At 65.5% G+C, this 21,263-nt stretch carries 19 protein-coding genes; 7 read left to right on the top strand and 12 right to left on the bottom strand.

What is annotated here, in order from left to right:
• The first annotated feature begins 90 nt into the window (after positions 1 to 90).
• The 5 genes from VGV13_13920 to VGV13_13900 are packed head-to-tail and all read left to right on the top strand — an operon-like array spanning position 91 to position 5,564.
• Complete coding sequence (locus VGV13_13920) at positions 91 to 1,011, top strand: ABC transporter permease (protein ID HEV8642193.1); 921 nt, start codon at positions 91 to 93, stop codon at positions 1,009 to 1,011.
• Between the two features lie 22 nt (positions 1,012 to 1,033).
• Positions 1,034 to 1,930 (top strand): ABC transporter permease, encoded by an 897-nt coding sequence (locus VGV13_13915; GenBank protein HEV8642192.1) that lies wholly within the window; start codon positions 1,034 to 1,036, stop codon positions 1,928 to 1,930.
• 13 nt (positions 1,931 to 1,943) lie between these two features.
• Positions 1,944 to 3,554, top strand: a complete 1,611-nt coding sequence (locus tag VGV13_13910; protein HEV8642191.1) for an ABC transporter substrate-binding protein — start codon at positions 1,944 to 1,946, stop codon at positions 3,552 to 3,554.
• Between the two features lie 55 nt (positions 3,555 to 3,609).
• Entirely contained in the window at positions 3,610 to 4,629 is a 1,020-nt protein-coding gene (locus tag VGV13_13905) for an ABC transporter ATP-binding protein (GenBank protein ID HEV8642190.1), read from the top strand.
• Positions 4,593 to 5,564 carry a dipeptide ABC transporter ATP-binding protein gene (locus tag VGV13_13900; protein HEV8642189.1) on the top strand — a complete coding sequence of 324 codons (972 nt, stop codon included), beginning with the start codon at positions 4,593 to 4,595 and terminating at the stop codon, positions 5,562 to 5,564. The genes VGV13_13905 and VGV13_13900 overlap by 37 nt, the downstream gene beginning before the upstream one ends.
• On the opposite strand, the gene VGV13_13895 is transcribed toward VGV13_13900, so the two are convergent.
• The 4 genes from VGV13_13895 to VGV13_13880 all read right to left on the bottom strand — a co-directional run bounded on the left by VGV13_13895 (position 5,558) and on the right by VGV13_13880 (position 8,875).
• The gene (locus VGV13_13895) at positions 5,558 to 6,319 is read right to left on the bottom strand and encodes a transglycosylase SLT domain-containing protein (GenBank protein ID HEV8642188.1); all 762 of its coding nucleotides are present in this window, start codon (positions 6,317 to 6,319) and stop codon (positions 5,558 to 5,560) included. The genes VGV13_13900 and VGV13_13895 overlap by 7 nt on opposite strands.
• 125 nt (positions 6,320 to 6,444) lie before the next feature.
• Positions 6,445 to 6,846, bottom strand: coding sequence for a PIN domain nuclease (locus VGV13_13890; protein HEV8642187.1), 402 nt, complete (start codon positions 6,844 to 6,846; stop codon positions 6,445 to 6,447).
• Complete coding sequence (locus tag VGV13_13885) at positions 6,843 to 7,043, bottom strand: type II toxin-antitoxin system VapB family antitoxin (protein HEV8642186.1); 201 nt, start codon at positions 7,041 to 7,043, stop codon at positions 6,843 to 6,845. Before VGV13_13885 ends, VGV13_13890 begins: the two co-directional genes overlap by 4 nt.
• 98 nt (positions 7,044 to 7,141) lie before the next feature.
• A complete protein-coding gene (locus VGV13_13880; protein HEV8642185.1) occupies positions 7,142 to 8,875 on the bottom strand; it encodes a thiamine pyrophosphate-dependent enzyme in 1,734 nt (577 codons plus the stop codon).
• A 156-nt stretch (positions 8,876 to 9,031) separates the two neighbouring features.
• On the opposite strand from VGV13_13880, the gene VGV13_13875 reads away from it, so the two are divergent.
• Both VGV13_13875 and VGV13_13870 read left to right on the top strand, forming a co-directional pair.
• Positions 9,032 to 9,436 carry a hypothetical protein gene (locus tag VGV13_13875; GenBank protein HEV8642184.1) on the top strand — a complete coding sequence of 135 codons (405 nt, stop codon included), beginning with the start codon at positions 9,032 to 9,034 and terminating at the stop codon, positions 9,434 to 9,436.
• A 39-nt stretch (positions 9,437 to 9,475) separates the two neighbouring features.
• Positions 9,476 to 10,474 (top strand): amidohydrolase family protein, encoded by a 999-nt coding sequence (locus tag VGV13_13870; GenBank protein HEV8642183.1) that lies wholly within the window; start codon positions 9,476 to 9,478, stop codon positions 10,472 to 10,474.
• A gap of 70 nt (positions 10,475 to 10,544) precedes the next feature.
• Here the strand turns inward: VGV13_13870 and VGV13_13865 are convergent, their stop codons facing one another.
• From VGV13_13865 to VGV13_13830, 8 genes are all read right to left on the bottom strand, one after another.
• Positions 10,545 to 11,555: an ABC transporter ATP-binding protein gene (locus VGV13_13865; protein HEV8642182.1), complete on the bottom strand. Its 1,011-nt coding sequence runs from the start codon at positions 11,553 to 11,555 to the stop codon at positions 10,545 to 10,547.
• 18 nt (positions 11,556 to 11,573) lie between these two features.
• Entirely contained in the window at positions 11,574 to 12,671 is a 1,098-nt protein-coding gene (locus VGV13_13860; protein HEV8642181.1) for an ABC transporter ATP-binding protein, read from the bottom strand.
• Positions 12,671 to 13,564, bottom strand: coding sequence for an ABC transporter permease (locus tag VGV13_13855; GenBank protein HEV8642180.1), 894 nt, complete (start codon positions 13,562 to 13,564; stop codon positions 12,671 to 12,673). Before VGV13_13855 ends, VGV13_13860 begins: the two co-directional genes overlap by 1 nt.
• On the bottom strand, positions 13,561 to 14,547 hold the full coding sequence (locus tag VGV13_13850) for an ABC transporter permease (GenBank protein ID HEV8642179.1): 987 nt from the start codon (positions 14,545 to 14,547) through the stop codon (positions 13,561 to 13,563). The genes VGV13_13855 and VGV13_13850 overlap by 4 nt, the downstream gene beginning before the upstream one ends.
• Positions 14,548 to 14,622: 75 nt before the next feature.
• The gene (locus VGV13_13845) at positions 14,623 to 16,239 is read right to left on the bottom strand and encodes an ABC transporter substrate-binding protein (protein ID HEV8642178.1); all 1,617 of its coding nucleotides are present in this window, start codon (positions 16,237 to 16,239) and stop codon (positions 14,623 to 14,625) included.
• A 21-nt stretch (positions 16,240 to 16,260) separates the two neighbouring features.
• A complete protein-coding gene (locus VGV13_13840) occupies positions 16,261 to 17,733 on the bottom strand; it encodes a hypothetical protein (protein HEV8642177.1) in 1,473 nt (490 codons plus the stop codon).
• Positions 17,734 to 17,831: 98 nt separating this feature from the next.
• Positions 17,832 to 18,986 (bottom strand): DPP IV N-terminal domain-containing protein, encoded by a 1,155-nt coding sequence (locus VGV13_13835; protein ID HEV8642176.1) that lies wholly within the window; start codon positions 18,984 to 18,986, stop codon positions 17,832 to 17,834.
• Between the two features lie 54 nt (positions 18,987 to 19,040).
• Positions 19,041 to 21,263 (bottom strand): PEGA domain-containing protein (locus VGV13_13830; protein ID HEV8642175.1); only part of this gene is annotated, 2,223 nt, incomplete at its 5' end.

Here is a 21,263-nt window from a genome sequence, read left to right as displayed (position 1 = left end):
CGTGCGGGGGCCGAACGCCCGGAATAATTCCTAGCGCTTGAAGCCCGCGTAGCGGGTCGGCGGGCAATGTCCCTCAGTGCAGGGGGATTGATGCAGCGGTTCATCGCGAGACGAGCCTTTCAGAGTCTTCTGGCCATCTGGGTCATGAGCCTCATCGTGTTCGGTCTGGCGCGCGTCACCGGCAACCCTCTGGACGTGATGTTGCCGCTGGAGGCCGGGCCCGAGGATTACGAGCGGCTCTCCAAGCACTGGGGACTGGATCAACCGCTCTACGCCCAGTACGTCATCTTCCTGAGCAAGGCCGTACAGGGCGACTTCGGGAACTCCTGGAAGTGGCACGGCTATACGGCCATGGGCCTGGTGCAGCAACGCCTGCCCGCGACCCTCCAGCTCGCCGGCTTCGCGCTGGTCATCAGCATCGTGATCGCGGTGCCCATCGGTGTGATGGCCGCAGTCATGAAAGGCACCTCCTGGGACTCCGGGGCAAAGCTCATCGCCCTGCTCGGCCAGTCTTTGCCCGGCTTCTGGCTGGGGATCGTCCTGATGTGGATTTTCGCGGTTCACCTGGGTTGGTTTCCGACCTCGGGTCGGGGCGGGATCGAATACATGATCCTCCCGGCCATTACGCTCGGCTGGTTCCAGGTCGCCGTCATCATGCGGCTGGTCCGCTCGTCCATGCTGGACGTGCTGGACAGCGAGTTCGTGAAGCTGACCCGCATCAAGGGGCTCGCGGAGTGGAAGGTGATCTGGAAGCACTGTTTGCGCAATGCGGCCATCGCGCCCCTGACCTTCTTCGCCATCATCGCCGGGGTCCTGATGACGGGTTCCGTAATCACCGAAAGCGTCTTTTCCTGGCCGGGCACCGGGCTGCTCGTGGTGGATGCCGTGAGGGCCCGGGACTTCCAGGTGGTCCAGGCCGTCGTGATCGTCTTTTCCGGGATCTTCATTCTCACCAACCTTGTGGTCGACATTCTCTATGCCTACCTCGACCCGCGGATCCGGTATCAGTGAGGACTGCTAAGGAGGCTGAATCATGGCGACGGTGACGGCGAGAACACTCCCCTGGTATGCGCCGCCCAGGGTTGCCCAGGCGATGCGTCAGGCGAGGCGGTACCCGCTGGTGCCAATCGCGCTTCTCACGTTCCTCATGGTGATCCCCGCCCTGTTTGCGGCGCAGATCGCGCCCTACGACCCCTTGAAGGGGGCCCTGGCCAAACGGTTGACGCCGCCGGCCTGGGAGCAGGGCGGCACCATCGAGCATCCCCTGGGCACCGACAAGCTCGGGCGCGACATCCTGAGCCGGATGATCCACGGCGCCCGGGTCTCGCTCACGGTGTCCCTGGTGGCCATCTTCGTCGGCGGCATCATCGGCACCAGCCTGGGCATCATGTCGGGCTACTTCGGGGGACGGGTGGACGCCGTGCTCATGCGCCTGGTGGACATCTCGCTGTCCTTACCGACGATCTTGTTAGCCCTGGTCCTGGTCGCCGCGGTGGGCCCCAGCTTCGGGACGGTGATCATCGTGCTCGTGGTGCTCCTGTGGGCGCGCTATGCGCGGCTGGTTCGCGGGGAGACCCTCAGCATCAAGGAGCGGGACTTCATCGCGAGAGCGCGGGTGGCCGGGGCCTCGCACACCCGCATCATGGCCCGTTACATCTTCCCCAACGTCGTCAACTCCCTGATCGTCCTGGCCACGCTCCAGGTGGGATACGTCATCCTGCTCGAGTCCGCGCTCAGCTTCCTGGGGGCAGGGCTCCCGCGTCCCACCCCGGCATGGGGCCTCATGATCGCGGATGGACGAGAACTGATCGTCACCGCCTGGTGGGTTTCGATGTTCCCGGGGCTGGCCATCATGTTGACCGTGCTCGCCCTGAACCTTCTCGGTGACTGGCTCCGAGACCACCTCGACCCCAAACTCAGGAACGTGTAGGAGGAGGTGCCCGATGAGACGGAGGCTCGTTCCCCTTGCCCTGGGGCTGCTGGCGGCGTCGGCCTTCGCCCTGGGAACCATGCCAATGTTGGGATTGGCCCAGGACGCGAAGGTCCAGAAGCTGGTGTTCGCGTCCGCCGGCTTCGAGGACAGCAACCGCTTCTGGATGGTCGCCCGCCCCGATCATCTGCAGTACGACCCGTTCCTGGACACCCTGCTCGAGGTGGATCCCAAGACGGGCCAGTACACCCCCCGCCTGGCGGAGAAGTGGTCCAATAGCCCTGACTTCAAGGAGTGGACGTTCACCTTGCGCAAGGGTGTTCAGTTCCACTACGGATATGGGCCGCTGACCGCCAAGGACGTCATCCATTCTCACTCCTTGATGGTGCGTCCTGAATCGACGGCGACGCTGGCCGGGTTCTGGCGCCAGGTTGAGGAGGTCAAGGCACTCAACGACCACACGGTCGTGTTCCGCTTCAAGCGCCCGACGACCATCATGTCGTATGCGGCGTCCCGCGCCGGGGACCTCCGGATCGCCAGCAAAGCCCAGTGGGACAAGGAAGGACAGGAGGGCTTCGACAAGCGGCCCGCGGGAACCGGCTCCTACCGGTATGTCGGACGGCAACCGGGGCTGTCCATCACCTTCGAGCGAGTGGACAATCACTGGGGCGGCGAAAAGCCGGCCTTCAAGCAGCTGGAGTTCAGACTGGCCCGAGAGGAATCCACACGGCTGGCGCTGCTGCTGTCCGGCGAGGCCCACATCGCCGACCTGCCCCGCGAGCTGCAGAAGGACGCGATCAAGAAGGGCATGAAGATCTTCTCGTCGTCGTTCCCCGTGGACTGGATGACGGTGTACCTGGGCGGCCTGTACTTCATGCCCGGGGACCCGGCGCTCAAGGCAGACGTGCCCTGGACCAAGAAGCCGGTGCGACAGGCCTTCAACATGGCCATCAACCGGAAAGAGCTCCTCAACACGGTGTTCGCCGGCAAGGGGACCCCCGTGTATGTCACCGGCTGGTCCACCCAATCAGAGGGCTACAACCCCGAGTGGCAACATCGCTTCGACAAGATGTACGGCTACGACCCCGCGAAGGCCAAGGCGCTCTTGAAGCAGGCCGGCTACGGTCCCGGGCAGCTCAAGATCAAGATCCTGGCCTTCACCGAGCCCGGGGAGTCGGAAGGGCCGCAGGTGGCCGAGGCCCTGGGTATCTACTACAAGGACATCGGCGTCGACTCCGAAATCGAGGTGCTCGACTGGGCCAAGGTGCGGGAGATGTTCCGCAAGAAGACGATCGGGTGCTGCATCTGGCCCAACATCATCTCCTGGCGGCCGTCGGAGGAGTGGATCCGGATCAGCAACTACAGCAAGGGACCGAACCATCACTACGAGAACGAGTTCATCGACAAGACCTACCTGGCCTGGGGCCAGGCCGTGAAGCCGGAGGAGCGGCAGCGCCTGGCGCGGGCGATCGCCGACCACCTCTTCGAGGAGTTCGCCGACATCCCGCTCTTCTGGTTCGCCAACGAGGTCGTCGCCAACCCCAAGGTCGTGGCCGACTGGGTCTACCCGGGTCTCGCCGCGGGGCGGTCGACGCACTTCGATCGCGTGAGGCCTCCGAAGTAGGACCGGGCATCGCGGCACCGGGATCCCATGATCCCGGTGCCGCCCGCCACGCCCCATGCCCCGACGGCTCGGCGACGTCATTCTGGAGGTCGAGGACCTCCACACCTACTGCTTCACCCGCTGGGGAGTGGTGAAGGCCGTGGACGGGGTGAGCTTCTCCTTACGCCAGGGAGAGGCGCTGGGCATCGTGGGCGAGTCAGGGTGCGGGAAGACCATGACCGCCCTGTCGTTGTTGAGGCTGCTCCCCCGGCCGGTGGCCCGGATCGTCAAGGGAGCCATCCGGCTCGAAGGCGAGAATCTCGTCGAAAAGAGCGAGCGGGAGATGCGGAGCATCCGCGGGCGACGCATCTCCATGATCCTCCAGGACCCCCAGACCTCCCTCAATCCGGTGTTCACCATCGGCAACCAGTTGATCGAAGCCGTCAAGATCCACCACCAAGACGGTCGTCGGACGCTGGTGCAGCGGGCGATCGATAGGCTGAAGCAGGTGCGGGTGGCGGCCCCGGAGCGTCGCGTGCGGGATTACCCGCACCAGATGAGTGGCGGCATGAAACAGCGCGTGGTGGGCGCCATCGCCATCTCCTGCGAGCCGAAGGTCATCATCGCCGACGAGCCCACCACCTCACTGGACGTGACCATCCAGGCGCAATACCTGCGCCTGCTCCGCGAGATTCAGGAGGCCACGAACCTCGCCCTGATCTTCATCACGCACGACTTCGGCATCGTGGCGAAGATGTGCGACCGCGTGATGGTGATGTATGCCGGTCGGATCGTGGAGAGCGGCCCGGTGCGGGCCATCTTCAATCATCCGTCCCACCCGTATACCCAGGCCTTGCTGAACTCCGTCCCCAACATGGACGAGGACGTCGAGCGGCTCTATTCGATCACCGGCCAGCCTCCCGCGCTCTGGGACCTCCCCGAGGGGTGCCGGTTCGCCGCCCGGTGCCCCTATGCCGCTGACCGTTGCCGCCACGACTACCCTCCCCCGTTCACTGTAGGGGACGGCCATACCGCCGACTGTTGGAGGCTGGAAAACGCATGGACGCCGAGCCAATCCTCCGCGCCCAGGGGCTGAAGAAGCACTTTCCCGTCAGCCAGGGCCTGCTGTGGACGAAGATCGTCGGCTGGGTCAAGGCCGTGGATGGGATCAGCTTCGCGGTTCGACAGGGGGAGACGCTCGCCATCGTGGGCGAGTCCGGCTGTGGCAAGACGACGACCGCCAAGCTCATCCTGCGTCTGGAAGAGCCGACCGCCGGCCAGGTGTTCGTCGATGGGAAAGACGTCCACGCGCTGAATGGCGACGTCCTGAAAGAGTACCGGACGATGGTCCAGGCGGTCTTTCAGGACCCCTGGTCCTCCCTGAGCCCCCGCATGCGGGTGCGGGAGATCGTGGCCGAGCCGCTGGTGATCAACCGGCAGGTGTCCGCTCAGGAGGTCAAAGACCGCGTCGCCGAGATGCTGGACCGCGTCGGCCTGCGCCCGCAGCAGGCCGACCTCTACCCCCACGAGTTCAGCGGTGGGCAGCGCCAGCGCATTGCCGTGGCCAGCGCCCTGGTGTCGAATCCGAAGCTCATCATCCTGGACGAGCCGGTCTCCGCCCTGGACGTATCGATTCGGGCGCAGATCATGAATCTGTTATCGGACCTCCAGAGGCAGTACCACGTGAGCTATCTGCTCATCGCCCACCACCTGGCGACGACCCGCTACATGGCCCATGAGGTGGCGGTCATGTACCTGGGAAAGATCGTGGAAAAGGCCAAGACGAGGGAACTGTTCAAGAATCCGCTGCACCCCTACACCAAGGCCCTCTTCTCGGCCGCCCTTCCTGCTCACCCGGACAGCGAGCGAGAGGAGATCATCCTGCCGGGAGAAGTGCCCTCTCCCATCAACCCGCCCTCGGGCTGCCACTTCCATCCCCGCTGTCCCTTTGCCATGCCCCAGTGCGCTGAGGTCGAGCCGGAGGAGAAGGAAGTCGCCCCCGATCATCTGGTGGCGTGTCACCTCTATTGAGTTTCGAACGCGCTCGGCGACCCGGCGGCCGCCAGCCGGACGAACTGCCGCTTCATCGCGTTGACCTGCGCGAGGTAGCCGCTGACGGCGTGGTCGCCGCACCGCTGGCCGGCGGTCAGCCGGAAGCCGCGTCGTGCGTAGGCGTCGCCCGGCCCGGCTCCGCAGAGGTGGATGACCGCGGCCAGATCCTGCTTCTGCTGGAGCGTGGCCGTGGCGATCCGCTGGCGCCCCATCGTGTTCGCGACGCTACGATCCAGGAGGGCCGCGGTCAGCTCGACGGCGTGCCTCGGCACGACGCGAGTGTAGAGGCTGTTGAACCAGCACGAGCTCACGTCGTGCCAGGGGCCGTCCTCGACCACCACGTGGCTGTGGATGCAGTAGCGCTTCGCCTCGCGGAACGTCGCATCGGTGATCTGGTACATGCCGACCGCGCTCGACGCAGGCTGGTACACCTCGAACGGATTCCACGTCAGACGCCACCGCCAGTACGTCCGGGCCACCGGGTTGCCCCCGCCTTCGACCTGAGCCAGCGCGGCCAGCAGCTCGGGCGTGATGACGGATGTCGAATGCTCGCGGAAGAGCGGCCCGTACCGCCGCCACGTCTCGGGCGGCGTCTTGGCGAGCGCGCCGCTCACCGGAAAGAATAGCTCGGTCGGCTTGCGGATCACCTGGTACATCCAGTTCACCGCCCACCACACCGCCAGGATGGCGACCGCACCCACGAGGATCCTGATCGCCAGCGGCGCGGCCAGCATCGCCAGGAGCGCTCGCCGGCCCGACCGAGACAGCGGCCAGACGGACGCGATCCGGGCTAGCCCCGGGCGAGGCCTTCGGGAAGGGGCTCTGGCGGCGCGCGAACGTGACATGAAGGCGATGTCCGTCACGAAGGACGGTAGATCGTCAGATCTGACACCCTCGCGAGGGTGTCGAAGTCGCTGTCGTTGTGGTAGATCTCCGCACCCGTCTCGAGGCAGGTCGCGGCGATAAGGCAGTCGACGCTTCGTCGGAGCGTGAGCCCCCGGCGCCGCGCCGTCCGATACAGGTTCGCAGCGGTTTCGAACGTCTCGAGGCCGCGTGGACGCAAGATCGGGTGCGCTCGTAAGCTCACGCGCGTCTGGTGATAGGCCTCTTCATCACGAATGCCCTGGAGGACTTCGCAGTACACGATGTCGACCAGTGCGATCGGAGCGTCGTTCTCCAGGAGCTCGGTGAGGTGTCGGTCGAAAGCCGTGCCCCTGGCTCCGAGGAAGTCGATCCACACCGTCGTATCGACGACGATCAAGGTCGAAGGCGTCGCAGTTCGGCGAGGTCTCCTTCCCACTTCACCTGGCCTCGCAGCGACAGCAAGTCTCGCCGCCGCGCGCTCTTCAGCAGCTCGGTGAGCGCCAGCTGAACGAGCTCTCGCTTGGAGCGACACTTGAACCGCCGAAGGCCCTCCCGGATCAGGCGATCGTCGAGCACGATGTTGGTCCTGCCCATGGCGCCGTTCTCCCTCGAATCGACGGTAGCGCGAGATGGTGTACGGAGCAAGGGTAGTTTGGTGTATAGATTCCGAGACGGCGCCGCAGGGGCCGAGGTCAGAGCTGCCAGTCCTGATACCAGGTCGAATCGGCGCCCACCCCTTCGCGGGCGACCGCCACCTCGATCAGGTACGGCCGGTTGTCGCGCGTGATCCGCTCCACGCCGCGCCGGAGCGCCGGTTCCAGGTCCTTCACGGTGGTGACGCACTCGCCATCCACGCCCTGAGCGCGGGCCAGCGCGACGTAATCGGTCGCAGGGGCGTTGAGATAGAGCCCAGGGTATTTGCCGTCCCGCACCATCTTGCTGTCCGGGACCTCGCGCGCCCAGTTGTGTCGCACGATCTGATAGCTCTCGTTGTTCGAGACGAGCGTGAGGATCGCGGTGTTGTACCGGGCCATCGTCCAGAACCCCGCCGCGCTGTAGGTGAGCGCGCCGTCGCCGAGGTTCAGCACGACGGGCCGCTCGCGACCGACGGCGATCTTGGCGCCGATCGCGCCGCCCACGCCCCATCCCAGCGAGCCGCCGCCGCTGCGCGTCCAGCCCATGTCTCGATACCCGAACGGCAGCAAGGTCGTCCGCGCGGTCGAGCTTTCCTGGACCATGATGGAGTCCCGCGGCAGGAGCTCGGCGAGCTGCGCTTCGAGCACACCGGGATGCACGCGCGTGTCGTGCTCGTGCTCACGCACGAGGGTCTCCTCGCGCTCGATCAGGAGCCTGGCGTACGCGCTCACCTTGTCGCGCCGCTTGGCCCAGGCGGCAACCCTTTCGGAGCCGTGCAGGCGCGGCAGCGCCTCGCCGAGGTCGTGCAGCGTCTCGCGCAGCTCGCACTGCACCGCGACGTCGAGCGGATAGTGGCGGCCCATGAGCAGCGGGTTGGGCCCGATCTGCATCACCGAGGGCTCGGCCACGCTGCCGTGCACGCCCTGGCAACCGACCAGGAAGAGCAGGTCCGGCTTGAGGCCGGTGATCTTCTCGAACTCCCGGGAGACCGGATACATGCCGCAGGAGAGCGGATGCCTGGTGGGGAAGTTCGCGAAGATCTGCCGCGTGTTGAACGCCGGCGCCTCGAGCACTTCGGCCAGACGCACGGCCTCGGCCTGGGCGCCGTCACGCCAGACGTCGTCACCGAACATCAGCACCGGGCACTGCGCCTCGCCGAGCCGCCGGGCGATCGCCTCGACCGTCTGCGGACGCGCGGGCCCCGGCCGTTCTATCTGATACTTCGCCGCTTCGCCGATCTGCGCTTCGAGCCCCTCGCGATTGAGCAGCTCCGCGCTGATGGAGAGGTACACCGGGCCGGTGGGCGGGGTGGTGGCTTCGCGGAGCGCGCGGGTGGTGGCCACGGTGATGGCCGCCGGGTTCGCGTGCACCTGATAGGCGCAGCGCGCCTCCTTGGTCAACGGGCGCATCGATTCGGCCTGGCTCAGGCCTGGAAAGGGCGCGAGCCCACGATAGTCCTGGAGCTCGGACGTCCAGTCCCCGGCGATGACCAGCAACGACGAGCCGGCCACCTGGGCGTTGAAGAGCTGTCCGGCCAGCTGGTACGAGCCGCCCATCACGTGCGCGATGATGACCCCGACCTGGCCGCTGAAACGGTGGTAGCCGTCGGCCATCGCCGCGACCAGCCCCTCGTGCTTGCCGACCACGAGCCGCTGGTCACCATCCTCGGCCAGCGCCGCGAAGATCCCGGTCTCCGCGGAGCCCGGGTTCGTGAAGAGGTACTCGACGCCCGCGTCCTTCAGGGTCTGGAGGAGCAGCATCCCGCCGGTGCCGGTAATGGTCTTCCGCATGGTCTACCTCGCTGTCAGACGTCGTTGTCGATCGATCGAGGATCGAGACCGGGTCACCCGTACAACGCGAAGCACTATACCAGGCGAGGCGCGTTGGATCCGGGGCGCGTCGGCGAGTCGCATCGGCTAGAGTATGGGCTGGAAAGGATCATTCCCATGGCCGACCGAAAGTACCGTCAGCAAGGTTACCGGAACCAGGGCGCCGAGCCGCGCAGACCGCCGCCGCCGGCCGCCGACGTTCCGCGGAGCGGCGGGATGCTCGCCAAACGTACCGTCTCCCGGTGTGGGGCGTGCGGCGCGGTCCTGCCGATCGCCACCGCTTCGCTCGAGCAGTGCCCGAACTGCCGGGCCGCCATCCACGCCTGCCGCCAGTGCACCCACTTCGACACGGGCCGGCGCTTCGAGTGTGCTCAGCCAATTCAAGACCGCGTGGCGGACAAGAACGCTCGCAACGACTGCGCCTGGTTCTCGCTCCGCGTGACGGTCGAGCGGGACGCCTCGCCCGACTCGACGCGCCCCGGCGACATCCGCCGCGGGTTCGACAACCTCTTCAACAAGTAGTCCGGCCGGCCCGCGTCCGGGGGGAAGGAGGACGTGCTCATGAGGGCTATCGACATCCACGCGCATCTCGTGCCGCGGTCCCTGTGGCAGGCCGCCGACGCCCGAAAGGATTGGTACGGCTTTCGTCACGAACCCGGCGCCGGCGTCGGCACCATGGTGGGAGACGGCAAGCGCACGCACTTCGCCTCACCCAAGGTGCGCTTCACGCCGGAAGAGCGGCTGAAAGACATGGACGCGCAGGGCGTGGACGTGCAGGTGGTCTCCATCCACACGCCGTTCTTCGGCTACCACCTCGACCCGGCGCAGGGGCGGCAACTGGCGCGCGACGTCAACGACGAGATCGCGGCGATGGCCCGGCAGTGGCCCCGGCGCTTCGCGGGCCTGGCCACGCTGCCCGTGCAGGACGTCAAGGCGGCGATCGACGAGCTGGAGCGCGCGGTGACCGTCCGCGGTCTGAAGGGGGCCGAGCTCGACACGGTGGTGAACGGCGAGAACTGGGACGAGCCGAGGTTCCTGCCGCTGTTCAAGGCGGCGGAGGCCATGGGGGCCGTGCTCTTCTTCCACCCGCAGCCGCAGCACAACTTCATGACGCAGCGCACGACCCGCTACGGGCTCTCCAACAGCCTCGGCGTCATCGTCGAGGACGCGATCGTCGTCGCGATCCTGATCTTTGGCGGGATCCTCGACGCGTGTCCCGGCCTCAAGGTGTGCATCGCCCATGGCGGCGGGCCGGCCTGCTTCGCCATGGGGCGCATCGACCGGGGCTGGCAGGCCCGCCCCGACGCGCGTCAGCACATCCAGCAAGCGCCGAGCACGTACCAGCGCCGCCTCTACTACGACTGTGTGACCGGCAGCGAGGCGGCGCTCCGCTTCCTGCTCGATCAGGTGGGCGCCGACCGCGTGGTGCTCGGCAGCGACTGGCCCTTCGTGCCGTGGGATCCCTCGCCCGTCGCCTGGGTGCAAGGTCTCCCGACCCTGACCCCGGACGAGAAGGAGAAGATCCTCTGGCGGAATCTGGAATCGCTGCTGAAGCTGTAGGGGGCTACACCGCCGTATCGGTTCTCGAGCGCGTCGAACGCCGCCGGGCTGGCGGCGGGAGGGCGGCGGGTCAGAGTGGGAAATGACACGCGACGTGGTGGCCGCCGCCGATATCGCGCAGCTGGGGCTCAGTGGCCGTGTCGGTGCACACGGCCGGCCGGCCCTTGGCCTCATACACCGGGCAGCGCGGCGCGAACCGGCAGCCACTCACGGGCCGCTCGAAGTCGAACACCCCCCAGGCGCCCGTCCGCCCATTCACCGGAGCGTCGGCCGTCTCCGTGCTCTTTCGTTCCACCAGCGCAGACCACAGGATGTGGGTGTAGGGGTGGCTCGCCGCGCGGGCGATGCGGTCCGCGAGTCCCATCTCCACGATCCGGCCCAGATACATCACCGCGACCTTGTGGCTGACCAGTTGCACCACCTCCAGGTCATGCGAGATGAACAGATAGGACAGGCCGAGCTGCCGCTGTAGATCACGGAGCAGGTTCACCACCTGAGCCTGGATCGAGACATCGAGCGCGCTGGTCGGCTCGTCGGCCACGATGAAGCGCGCGCCGACGGCCAGGGCCCGGGCGATCCCCACCCGGCGCTTTTCGCCTCCGGAAAGCTCCCGCGGGAAGCTGGACAGTTTGCTCCTCTTCAGATTCACCTGCTCCAGCAGCTCGCCGATCCTCTGCGTCACCTCGGCATCGGCCAGCCGGTGATGCGCGGTGATCGCCTCCTTCAGGATGTCCCGGACGCGCATCTTCGGATTGAGCGCGGCGTCCAGGTCCTGGAAGATCATCTGCATCTGGCTGCGCAGCGGCCGCAGCTGCCGCGGCGACAGGGCGGTGATGTCGTGGCCGTCGAACACGATCCTCCCGGACGTCACCGGCGTGAGCCGCAGAATGGTCCTCCCGATGGTCGTCTTTCCGCAGCCGGATTCCCCGACGAGACCCACCGTCTCGCGTTCCTCGAGATCGAAACTCACGCCGTCCACGGCCGGGATGAATCGCTCCCACCGCTGGAGCGCGGAGAAGATTCCCGCGCCCTGGCGATAATGCTTTTTCAGGTCGATGACTTCGAGGATCGGCCTGGACATGGGGTCTCCGCGCAGTGCTCAGTCGACGTACAGCCAGCAGCGCACATGATGGCCCGGCATCACCGCCTTCAACTCCGGCTCGTGACGCGCGCATTGCTCCCGGATGTCGTCCGTCACGCGGTTGCAGCGGCCGTAAAACCGGCACCCCCGGCGCGTCTCGATGGGATCGGGCACCTCGCCCTCGATGGCCGGCAGGTAGCCTTTTTCGCGCACGTTCTGCACGCTCGGTATGGACGCGAGCAGGGCGGCCGTATACGGATGTTTGGGGGCAAACCCCGCCGCCAGAACATCGGCCGCCGGGCCGTACTCCACGACCGTCCCGCCGTACATCACCGCCACGCTGTCGGCGAGCCGTGAGACAACCCGGATATCGTGGCTGATGAGCAGCGTCGTGATTCCGAGTTCGGCCTTGAGCTCGCCGAGCAGACCGACGATCTTGGACTGGATCGTGGCGTCCAGACCCGTGGTGGGCTCGTCCGCGATGAGGAGGGATGGCTCGGACGAGAGCGCCATCGCGATCATGACACGCTGACACATGCCGCCCGACAGCGCGTATGGATAGTTATCGAAGCGTAGACGCGGAGAATCGATCTTGACCCGCTCGAGCCAGTCGAGGGCGCGCGCCTTCGCTTCCTTTGGATCTTTCTTCGGCGTATGCAGACGGATGGCCTCGGTGATCTGGTCCCCGACCGTTACGAAGGGATTGAGCGCCGACTTGGGGTTCTGGAAGATCATGGCGATTGCCTTCCCCCGCACCTCCGCCAGGATGCGCTCGACGTTCTCCTCCCAGCCGCTCTCGTCCTTGGACACCTTCATGATCCTGCCGTCCCGCTCCCCCAGGGTGACGTAGTCCTCCAGATCCTGGAGCAGGTTTCTCTCACTGCCGTCGGCTCGGAACACGATCTTGCCGCTGATCACGCCCGGCCCGGCGCCGATCAGGCCCACGATGGAGAGGGCGGTGACGCTCTTGCCGCTACCGCTCTCGCCCACCACGCTGAGGGTCTCGCCCCGGGCGATCGCGATCGTCACCCCATCCACCGCGCGAATGAACGCCTGCTTGCTCCGGGAGTGGAAGTAGGTCTTCAAGTTGTCGATCTCGAGAAGCGGCGCCCCCATCACTTCCCGCCCTGGCCTTCGAGGATGCGGTTCAGCCCGTCGCCCAGCAGGTGAAACCCCAGGATGCTGAACAGGATGGCCAGGGCCGGCGCCGTCGAGGGCCAGAACTTGCCCTGGAAGAAATAATTCGCCCCGGCCTGGACCATGTTGCCCCACGAGGGCGTGGGCTCCTGCACGCCGAAGCCGAGATAACTGAGGCTGGTCTCGATCAGGATCGCCTCGCCCATGCCGATGGTCGCCTGGATGACGAGGAGCGGGGTGCAGTGATGCCACAGGATGTGCTTGAGAATGATCACGTGCGACGGCAGACCCAGGACCTGGGCCGCCTCGATGAAATTCTTCTGCCGCAAAAACACGATCTTGCCGGCGACCAGGGATGCCACGGCCGGGACGCCGGTCACGCCCACCACGACCATGATGTAGTAGATGTTGGGCGTGAAGGCTGCGATGACGAGCAGGATCAGCACCAGGCGCGGGAACGAATCGACGAGATTGCTGAAATACGTGACGAGCACCTGGGCGTGGCCGCCCCGGTAGCCCGCCAGCGCGCCCAGGGTGGTGCCCATCACGAGCGAAATGACGATGGCCAGGAGTCCGGGGAGGAAGTACGCCTGAATGCCCAGGATCAGGCGGGACAGGATATCCCGTCCCAGGAAATCGGTCCCCAGTACGTGGCCGGCGGTCCCCGGCGGGGCATTCAAGAGGTCGAACCTGATCTGCTCCGGGTCGTACGGCAACCACTTGAACGCGCCCAGGACGTACGATACCAGCACCAGGCTGGCGATGAGCAGGCCGTAGCCAACGGACGCCAGCGTCGACGCGTCGGCGCCCGTCCCGAAGGGCCGAGCCGAGGATTCGCCGATCTCGGCCGCCTTCTGGCGGTAGTGTTTCATTCGGCCCCGCCCGGGGCGCGCGCTTCTTGTGAAGCGCGCGGATTGACCGCGACATACACCACGCGCTGGAGCAGGCTTCCGAGACGCACGAACGTCGCGGCCACGATGGCGATCGCCATGATCACCGGGAAGTCCCGGTCCTGGGCCGCCTGCCACGCCATCCGCCCCATGCCGGGCCAGTTGAACACCTGTTCGACGATGACGGCGCCACCCAGGATGAACGGGATCTTGGACGCGATGATCTCGGTCATCGGGATGAGAAAGCCTTCTTTGAAGGCGTGCCTCCACACCGACGCCCCTTTGGCGCGGGCCGTCCGGATGTAATCGTCGGCCAGGACGCGGCTCATCTCCTCGCGCAGGTAGCGAACGGCCTCGCTGACGAGGCCGTTCCCGACGCCGAGCACGCAGATGGGCAGCAGCGAATACAGCCAGGCCCGTTCCGGCGAGGCGGAGACCCGAGACATCAGCGGGAACACGCCAAGCTTGTGGATGAAGACATAGATGACGACGTAACCGAGCCAGAACACGGGCAGCGCCGACACGAGATAGACCAGCATGGTCAGCGGCCAGGTGAGCATGCTGGGGCCGCGCAGGGAGGAACGCAGGGCGAGGGGCACGGCGATGAGCAGCGCGACCAGCATCGAGCCGAGGGTGAGATAGAGCGTGCTCGGCCCCACGCGCACCACCTCGCCGAACACCGGCAGGCCAGAGCGCATGGACGTGCCGAAGTTGCCCCGGAGCAAGTTGCCGAGCCAGGACAGATACTGGATGTACCAGGTCTGGGGCACGCCCAGGGCCTCGCGGATCCCGGCGCGCGCCTCCTGGCCCGCCGCTTGCCCCTCGAGCAGCACGCTGAACGGATCGCCGGGCGCGAGATAGAGGATCACGAACACGACGAGGCTCACGCCCAGGAGCAACAGGGCGGTGAGCGCCAGCTCCCTGGTGAGCACCAGGGCAATGGGTTTAACCGCGGCGAGCTTCACGGCTTCGGCCGGGAAGACCGGAGGCGCAGCCCGGGACATTCCCGACCCGCGCCCGCCGGTCCGCGCGCGTCGTACCTATTTTTGATCCGCTACCGGAATGAACCATTCATCCGCGAACGAGAAGAACTTGTAAGGATGAATGGCCACGCGGCGGAGCTTCTTGTGGTAGCCGCTGTAGTTCGTGAGTGTCCACAGGAACGCATAGGGCGCCTCTTCGGCGAGGATGGCGTGCAGCTTGCGGTTGACGGTCCGCCGCTTTTCGTGATCCAGCGTCAGCTTGCTCTCCACGATCAGGGCGTCGACCTCCGGATTGGAGTAGGCGCCGAAGTTGTTCTTCCACGGACCGATTTCGGCGGAGTGGAACAAGGAAGAGATATCGGCCGAGTCATCGAACACCCACGAGGCGAAGATGATGCTGAAGTCGTGCTCCAGGAAGATGCTTTCCTTCCACGCCTGCCATTCCTTGAACTCCACCTTGACCGCCACTCCGATGTTCTTCAGGTAGTTCTGGAAGGCCAGCACCACTCGCTTCACCGCTTCGCTCTCCTTCTCGATCGGGACCTTGAGCGACAGCGCGAGCTTCTTGCCGTCCTTCTGCATGACGCCGTCGGGGCCGGGCGTGAACCCGGCCTCCTTCAGCAGCGCGACCGCCTTCGGCGGATCGAACGGCAGCGGCTGGACGTCCAGGTTGTAGGCCCAGCTCCCGGGCGCGAACGGGCCGGAGACGATCGTCCCCTGGCCGTTGAAGAACGAGTCCAGCATCTCCTGTCGGTTCACGGCATAGGTGAACGCCTTGCGAACGCGCTTGTCCGCCAGCAACGGGTTGCGGAGGTTGTAGCCGAAGAACGCATAGGCCAGGGCGTTGTAGGGCTGCAGGACGAACCGCTTGTCGCCCTGCAGCTCCGGAATGTCGCGCGGGTTCACCAGCACGACCATGTCGATCGCGTTGAACATCAACGCCTGGGTCATGATGTTCTGGTCCGCGAACGGTTTGGAGATGAGCTTGTTGATGTGGGGGCGGCCTTTGAAGTAGTTCTCGTTGGCCACCAGCACGACCTCGCGGTCGGTGGTGATCGTCTTCAAGATGTAGGGTCCGGTGCCGATCGGATGCTGGACGAACGCATCCCCGCGCGCGAGGTACAGGGGGTTGGACGGGCCGTGCTTGGGGATCACCTTGAAGCTGAACTTGGCCAGGGCGTTCAGGATCGGCCGCTTGAGCGTGAACTGCACCGTGTGGTCATTGAGCTTTTCGACCTTGTCGATGAACTCGTAGCGTACCTTGAGCGGAGTGATCGTCTTGGGGTGCATCATGATGTTGTACGTGAACACGAGATCTTCAGCCGCGAACGGCTTCGCTTCCTCCCCTTCTTTCGGATGCCACATCACGTCTTTGCGCAGGAAAAAGGTGTAGGTGCGGCCGTCCTTGGACACCTCCCAGCGCTCGGCCAGCTCGGGCACGATCTCCTGCTTTTCATCGATCCCGACCAGGCCGTTGAACACCAGCTCGGTGATCCGCAGGGCAATCATCTCGTTGCTGGTGATGGGATCGAGGGTCGACGGCCGGCCATACTCGCCGTAGCCGAGCGTGCCTCCATCCGGTCGGCCGTCGTTCTTGGGCCCCGCCGGGGCCAGGAGCGTCGTCCCCACCACCATCCCGAGGATCGATAGCACGACGACAAGAATCCGTTTCATAGTCCCTCTCCGCCTTCGTTGTTAAAAGATCTTCACGTCGCCGGCGCTCTTGTGCTCCATGGAGTAGATGCCCTGGAGCGCCTCCTGGATCCGTCGGACGACCGGGAAGTGCTTGCTCATCTCGAAGTAGATTTCCAGGGCTTCGGAGAACTGCCGGCTGCGGTAGTACGCCTCGGCCAGGTTCACGAGCATCGCCGGATCGTTGGCGTCGATCCGGTTCTTGTTGCTCTTGTCCCGTCCCGCCTCCAGATAGGCGACGGCCCGTCCGTAGTCCTTCCTCGACAGATACTGTTTGCCCAGCGCGATGTTCAGTGGGCGGGTCTTCTTCCCTTCGCCGGCCTCGGCGGCGCGCGTGGCCCAGGGCTCGATTTTCGTGCAGTCGGCCCTCACCCGCGCGCAGCCGACGATGATCTCCGCCAGCACCTCGGGATCGGCGGGCCGCACCTGGGCCAATTCATCCCATACCGCCATGGCCTCGCCACGCCTACCCAGAAGATACCGGCCGGTCGCGTGCCGGGCCCGTGCCCGATTGTGATACTGCGGCGGCGCCTGGGGGACGGACAGAAACGCGCCGGTCGCCTGGAGCGACAGCTCCACGTTACCGGCGTCGGCATAGGCCACGCCGAGGTAGTAATCGGCCGTCGGCTTGGTCTGAGGATCGGCGGCTGCGTTCCGCAGATAGAGGATGCTCGCCTGCCGGTACAGCGTCGCCAGATCACCGAGGACTGAGAGGTCGTAAAAGTTGATCGTCTTGGTCCGGCCGAGCACCTCGGTATGGGAGGCCACCTTGAGGTCCGCGTGCTTCAGCAGCTCCAGGCCCTTGTCGGTCAGCCCGGCGCGCACATAGACGGTGAGAAGGTTTTCCAGCATGCCCGCCGATGGACTGGAGGCGACTCTTCGGAGGGCCGCGTCGGCCATGGCCACCGGATCCCTGTCTTTGAGCCCGGCCCGGCTGTAGACGGCCGCCAGCGCCACCTGAAGCTCCGGATCGTCGGCATCGAGGGATGCCCACAGTGTCCGCGCCGCCGGCGCGTCCTTGCGCAGGAAATGACCCAGACCGAGGCTGGCCTCGGCGATGACCCTGTATCGAGGGTCCACTCCCGGCTGCGCGCGAAACCGCTCCAGATATCCCGTCGCTTCGGCGGGGTTGGCATTCTCGAGCAGCGTCTTGCCGAGATACAGGGTGACGAAGCGACTTCCACTGGCGCCGCGAACGGCCGCGAGCTTTTTCAGATAGTCGAGCTGGACCGCGATGGCCGCGTCATGCAGCTCCCGATGGAGTCTGGCATTGCTGAGATAGATCATGCCCAGCGTCAGATAGGCGCTCGCCCGACTCGCCGGATTCAGCGCCGGCAGGTCCGCCTGGAGTGCGCGGGCCGCTTCTTCGTAGCGATGCTTCTCGTACAGCCGCATCGCCCGCGCCACCGCCTCGTCCACGGCCGACGCCGTCCCCGCCATCAGCGCGACCACCGCCAAGCCCAGCGCCACGCTCATACGCGCCACCGGTTAGTGCCGTTCCAACTTGTTGATACTAAATCTGCCCACGAACGACGTACACGGTGCCTTCCTAGGCGCGAATAGTTGGAACGGCACTAGTCCTTCAACTTCGCCAGAAAGATCTGGTCCCACTGGTCGACCTGGGCCCGGAACGCGATGACCCCTTGGGCCGACGTGGCGATATCGTGATTCATTTTCGTGTCGGTCTTCAGCAGCAGGTTGGTCTTCCCCACCAGATCCGCGATGTAGATCGGGTTGTACTCGTGCCGGTCGTTCTTGACGTAGACGATGCTGTTGCCGTCCGGCATCCACGCCGGTCCGCGCTCCAGGTCGGGGACGACGTCCGGGGCCACGACCTTGGCGGCCAAACCTTCGCCCTGAACCGGGTCGGAGCCGTCGGCGGCGATGACCAGGATGGCCCACACCTTGGGGTCGCCCGCCGGATTGTAGTTGGAGTAGAACGCGATCCTCTTGCCGTCCGGCGACCACACCGGCCGGAGATCGTCATAGAGCCACGTGGTCAAAGGCTTGAGCGTCGCGGCGGGGTTCCGCACATCCTCGATCAGGTAGATGTCGTGATTTTCGTTGCTGCCGTGGATCATCACGACTTTCCGACCGTCCGGCGACCACTGCGGGTAGAGGTAGGGTTTTTCGCCGGGGGTCAGCCGCGTCACCGCGCGCGTGGCCACGTCGAGACGGTAAATATCCCCTTTGCCGGTGCGGCCCGATACGAACACCAGCTCATCGGCCACCGGAGACCAGTGGGCCTGGCCGTCCTTTTCGCGGTGATCGGTGAGCCGCCTGGTCTTACCTGCGAAGTCGCGCAGATAGAGATCATAGTTACCGGTGCCGCCGTTGCTCATGAACACGAGTCGGTCACCCGGGGGTGACCACGTGATCCCGGCGTTGTAGCTCACGTCCTCGACGACCCCGGGGAAGAAGAACTTGGGCTCGGCGCCGCTCTCGGACAGTTGGTAGTAGATGGTCTGAATCACCGTGCCGTCGGGACGCGCGATCAGGATCTCCTTCTTGTCCCCGCGACTGCGCTCGAAGGCAATCAGCGCCCCCGAGGCCGACCAGACGGGGTTCGAGTCGTTGCGCCCCGACTCGCCCGGCAGCAGCGGACGCACGTACAGCGGCTCGATCGCCGCCGCCTTCCGTTCCGACGGCGGGGCTTCGGCCGGCTGGAGCTGAGCGACGGACCTCGCGGCCAGACCAATCGCGGCCACGACCGCGGCAGCGACCAGCACGCTCGAGGCAGAATACTCGCCACTGCTCCAGTTCAAGCCGAAGCCCTTTCTCCGCTACGACGGTTGCTCTTTGATCTGAGCCGAATACTTGCGCGCGGCCTCCCGACTCTGTTCGAAGGCGGGATTGCCCTCGAGCTTCTTCGGAAAGAAGTCGAAGTACTCGCGCCACGCGAGGCTCGCGTTGTTCATGACGGACTCTTTTCGGGTGACCAGATAGAGCTTGTGGTACGACAGCGCCAGATAGAAATAGGTATTGTGCAGCGCCTCGTCGTAGTGCAGGGTCGGGAAGAAGCGTGTGTTCTGCCGCGCGATCTGGAGATTCTGTATCGCCCGGGCGAACCACTGCGCGGCTCCCTCCCGGTCTTTCTCGACCAGGCTGTTGCCTTTCTCGTAATAGGCATGGCCGAGATTGGTGAAGGCCACGGCGAACTGCTTGTAGATGAGCTGCTGGTTCTGCGGCAACGACAGGATGCTTTCGAGCTCGCGAATCGCCGCTTCGTAATCGTTCTTCTCGTCCAGATAGATCCGCGCCAGCCGGTGGTGGGCCTCCGAGTAGTCCGGGTGATTCTTGTCCGTGCTGGCGTAGGCCTGGATGGCCGCGTTGATATCGCCCTTCTGCGCCGCTCTCTCCCCGATCTTGAGATAGTCCAGGGACAGCGCGATCTTCCGGTCGCCGGTACGATCCTCGATCTTCTTGTCGAACTCCACGACCTCTTCCCAGTCGCGGTAATCCTCACCCACGGTGAGCTTCACCGTGTGGAACCCGAGGCCGACCGGCTTGCCGTCCAGGATCGGTGTCTTGCCGAGTTGATCCCCATCGACCAACACGGCGGCGCCTGACGGTTGGGACTCGACCTTGAACAGGGAGTTGTTGGCGCTGAGCACGAACTCCCGGGTGTCCCCGTTCTTCTCGACCCTGATCTTCTCGTTCACCTGCTGGTACCCGTGCCGGTAGAGCAGGAGGTCGTAGCTCTTGCCCAGACGGACCGACACTTCCGCCTGGCCGTCCGCGCCGGTGGAGCCCGCCCAGTCGCCCTTGAGGTAGACGTTCACCCGGGGGAGTGGCGCCACGTCGGGCAGGAGCCCGCCCTTCGCGGACAGGATGAAATAGGTCCGGGCGCCTTGCTCTTCGCCCTCCTGATGCACGCGCCGCACGACCCGGTCGCCGATCTTGATCTTTTCACTCTTCTTGAGGTCCTCGACCTCGGCCACGGATCCCGTCTCCTCGGCCCGCTTGACCTTGAGCCTGCCCGTTTCGCGATACCCGGTGACCTTACCCGCCTGCCCCATCGTCGGAGTGGTCAGCGTGAATTCAGTGCCGCGGCCGATCCGGTACGGCCGGCCGATATTGACGCGGTAGGTCTCGTCCTCGACCGCGACGATCGTCCCTTCGAAGGGAAACCGCTCCATCACGTTCGCCGCGATCTCTCGGGCGGCGCCGGTGATGGCGCCGCTGTCCCGAGCCCGCGTGATCTGGCTCAGGATCAGTTGCCCGCCGGAGGTGTAGAACTTCGCCTCGATGACGAAGCCTTTGTCATCCTTGGCGACACTGCCCACTACGATCATGTCGACGGTTCTGCGCAGCGGCGTGTCCTGCCAGCCCTTGGTCGTGATCCGGTCGATGCCCAGCTTGGCGCGCTTGACCTCGGCCTCGAGCTCGGCGCTGGGGACCTCACGGAAGACGGTGTATCGGAAGAGCTGGTTCGAAACCGCGCTGTCGGTCTGGGCCGCGATCTCCTTGAGATCGACGCCCAGGGTGTTGCCCACGAACCGGTAAATGCCGACCCGGATTTGCTTGGGCGTGGTCGGATAGAAGTAGCGCGGGATACTGACCTGCCCTTCCAGCGTGACGACCGTCTTCCATTCGCCCGGGATATAGCCGGGCAACGAAAGCGCCAGGTGCACCTTCCTACCCGGCGTGCCGTCATAGGTGTAGGCGTAGACGCCCCGGTCATCCGTCTTGCCGACCGTTCTTCCATCGATGCTCACCGCGACACCCGCCATCCCGCTGGTGTGGCCGTATTGCTCGGTGAGCGCGGTCACGTTGACGACTGCGCGCCGGGACAGCCCGACCTCCAGCCGCTGCCCGGGGTCTAGGGCACCGGTCTTTTGCCAGGCGGAGTACCCGGCCTTGGTGACAGTGAGGGTGACGCCCGTCTTGGGCTGGTTCTTGTATTCGTAGACGAATTCGCCGGTGGCGCCCGTCTTGCCGAGTTCCTTGTCGTTGACCTTCACCGTGGCGTCGGCGACGGGTGTCCCTTTCTCCGTGGCGACCAG

This window comes from Candidatus Methylomirabilota bacterium, from assembly GCA_036001065.1.
GTDB lineage: Bacteria > Methylomirabilota > Methylomirabilia > Rokubacteriales > CSP1-6 > MNEF01.
Note: the sequence above shows the minus strand (reverse complement) of the source record. Positions and strands in the feature narration are given on the sequence as shown.

Bases quoted from the DNA above. Each gene is read 5' to 3' on its own strand.
- VGV13_13895 (HEV8642188.1), bottom strand. From the start codon at position 6,319: ATGCTGGCCGCGCCGCTGGCGATCAGGATCCTCGTGGGTGCGGTCGCC.
- VGV13_13900 (HEV8642189.1), top strand. From the start codon at position 4,593: ATGGACGCCGAGCCAATCCTCCGCGCCCAGGGGCTGAAGAAGCACTTT.
- VGV13_13865 (HEV8642182.1), bottom strand. From the start codon at position 11,555: ATGTCCAGGCCGATCCTCGAAGTCATCGACCTGAAAAAGCATTATCGC.
- VGV13_13875 (HEV8642184.1), top strand. From the start codon at position 9,032: ATGGCCGACCGAAAGTACCGTCAGCAAGGTTACCGGAACCAGGGCGCC.
- VGV13_13915 (HEV8642192.1), top strand. From the start codon at position 1,034: ATGGCGACGGTGACGGCGAGAACACTCCCCTGGTATGCGCCGCCCAGG.
- VGV13_13870 (HEV8642183.1), top strand. From the start codon at position 9,476: ATGAGGGCTATCGACATCCACGCGCATCTCGTGCCGCGGTCCCTGTGG.
- VGV13_13840 (HEV8642177.1), bottom strand. From the start codon at position 17,733: ATGAGCGTGGCGCTGGGCTTGGCGGTGGTCGCGCTGATGGCGGGGACG.
- VGV13_13905 (HEV8642190.1), top strand. From the start codon at position 3,610: ATGCCCCGACGGCTCGGCGACGTCATTCTGGAGGTCGAGGACCTCCAC.
- VGV13_13880 (HEV8642185.1), bottom strand. From the start codon at position 8,875: ATGCGGAAGACCATTACCGGCACCGGCGGGATGCTGCTCCTCCAGACC.
- VGV13_13885 (HEV8642186.1), bottom strand. From the start codon at position 7,043: ATGGGCAGGACCAACATCGTGCTCGACGATCGCCTGATCCGGGAGGGC.
- VGV13_13860 (HEV8642181.1), bottom strand. From the start codon at position 12,671: ATGGGGGCGCCGCTTCTCGAGATCGACAACTTGAAGACCTACTTCCAC.
- VGV13_13855 (HEV8642180.1), bottom strand. From the start codon at position 13,564: ATGAAACACTACCGCCAGAAGGCGGCCGAGATCGGCGAATCCTCGGCT.
- VGV13_13920 (HEV8642193.1), top strand. From the start codon at position 91: ATGCAGCGGTTCATCGCGAGACGAGCCTTTCAGAGTCTTCTGGCCATC.
- VGV13_13845 (HEV8642178.1), bottom strand. From the start codon at position 16,239: ATGAAACGGATTCTTGTCGTCGTGCTATCGATCCTCGGGATGGTGGTG.
- VGV13_13910 (HEV8642191.1), top strand. From the start codon at position 1,944: ATGAGACGGAGGCTCGTTCCCCTTGCCCTGGGGCTGCTGGCGGCGTCG.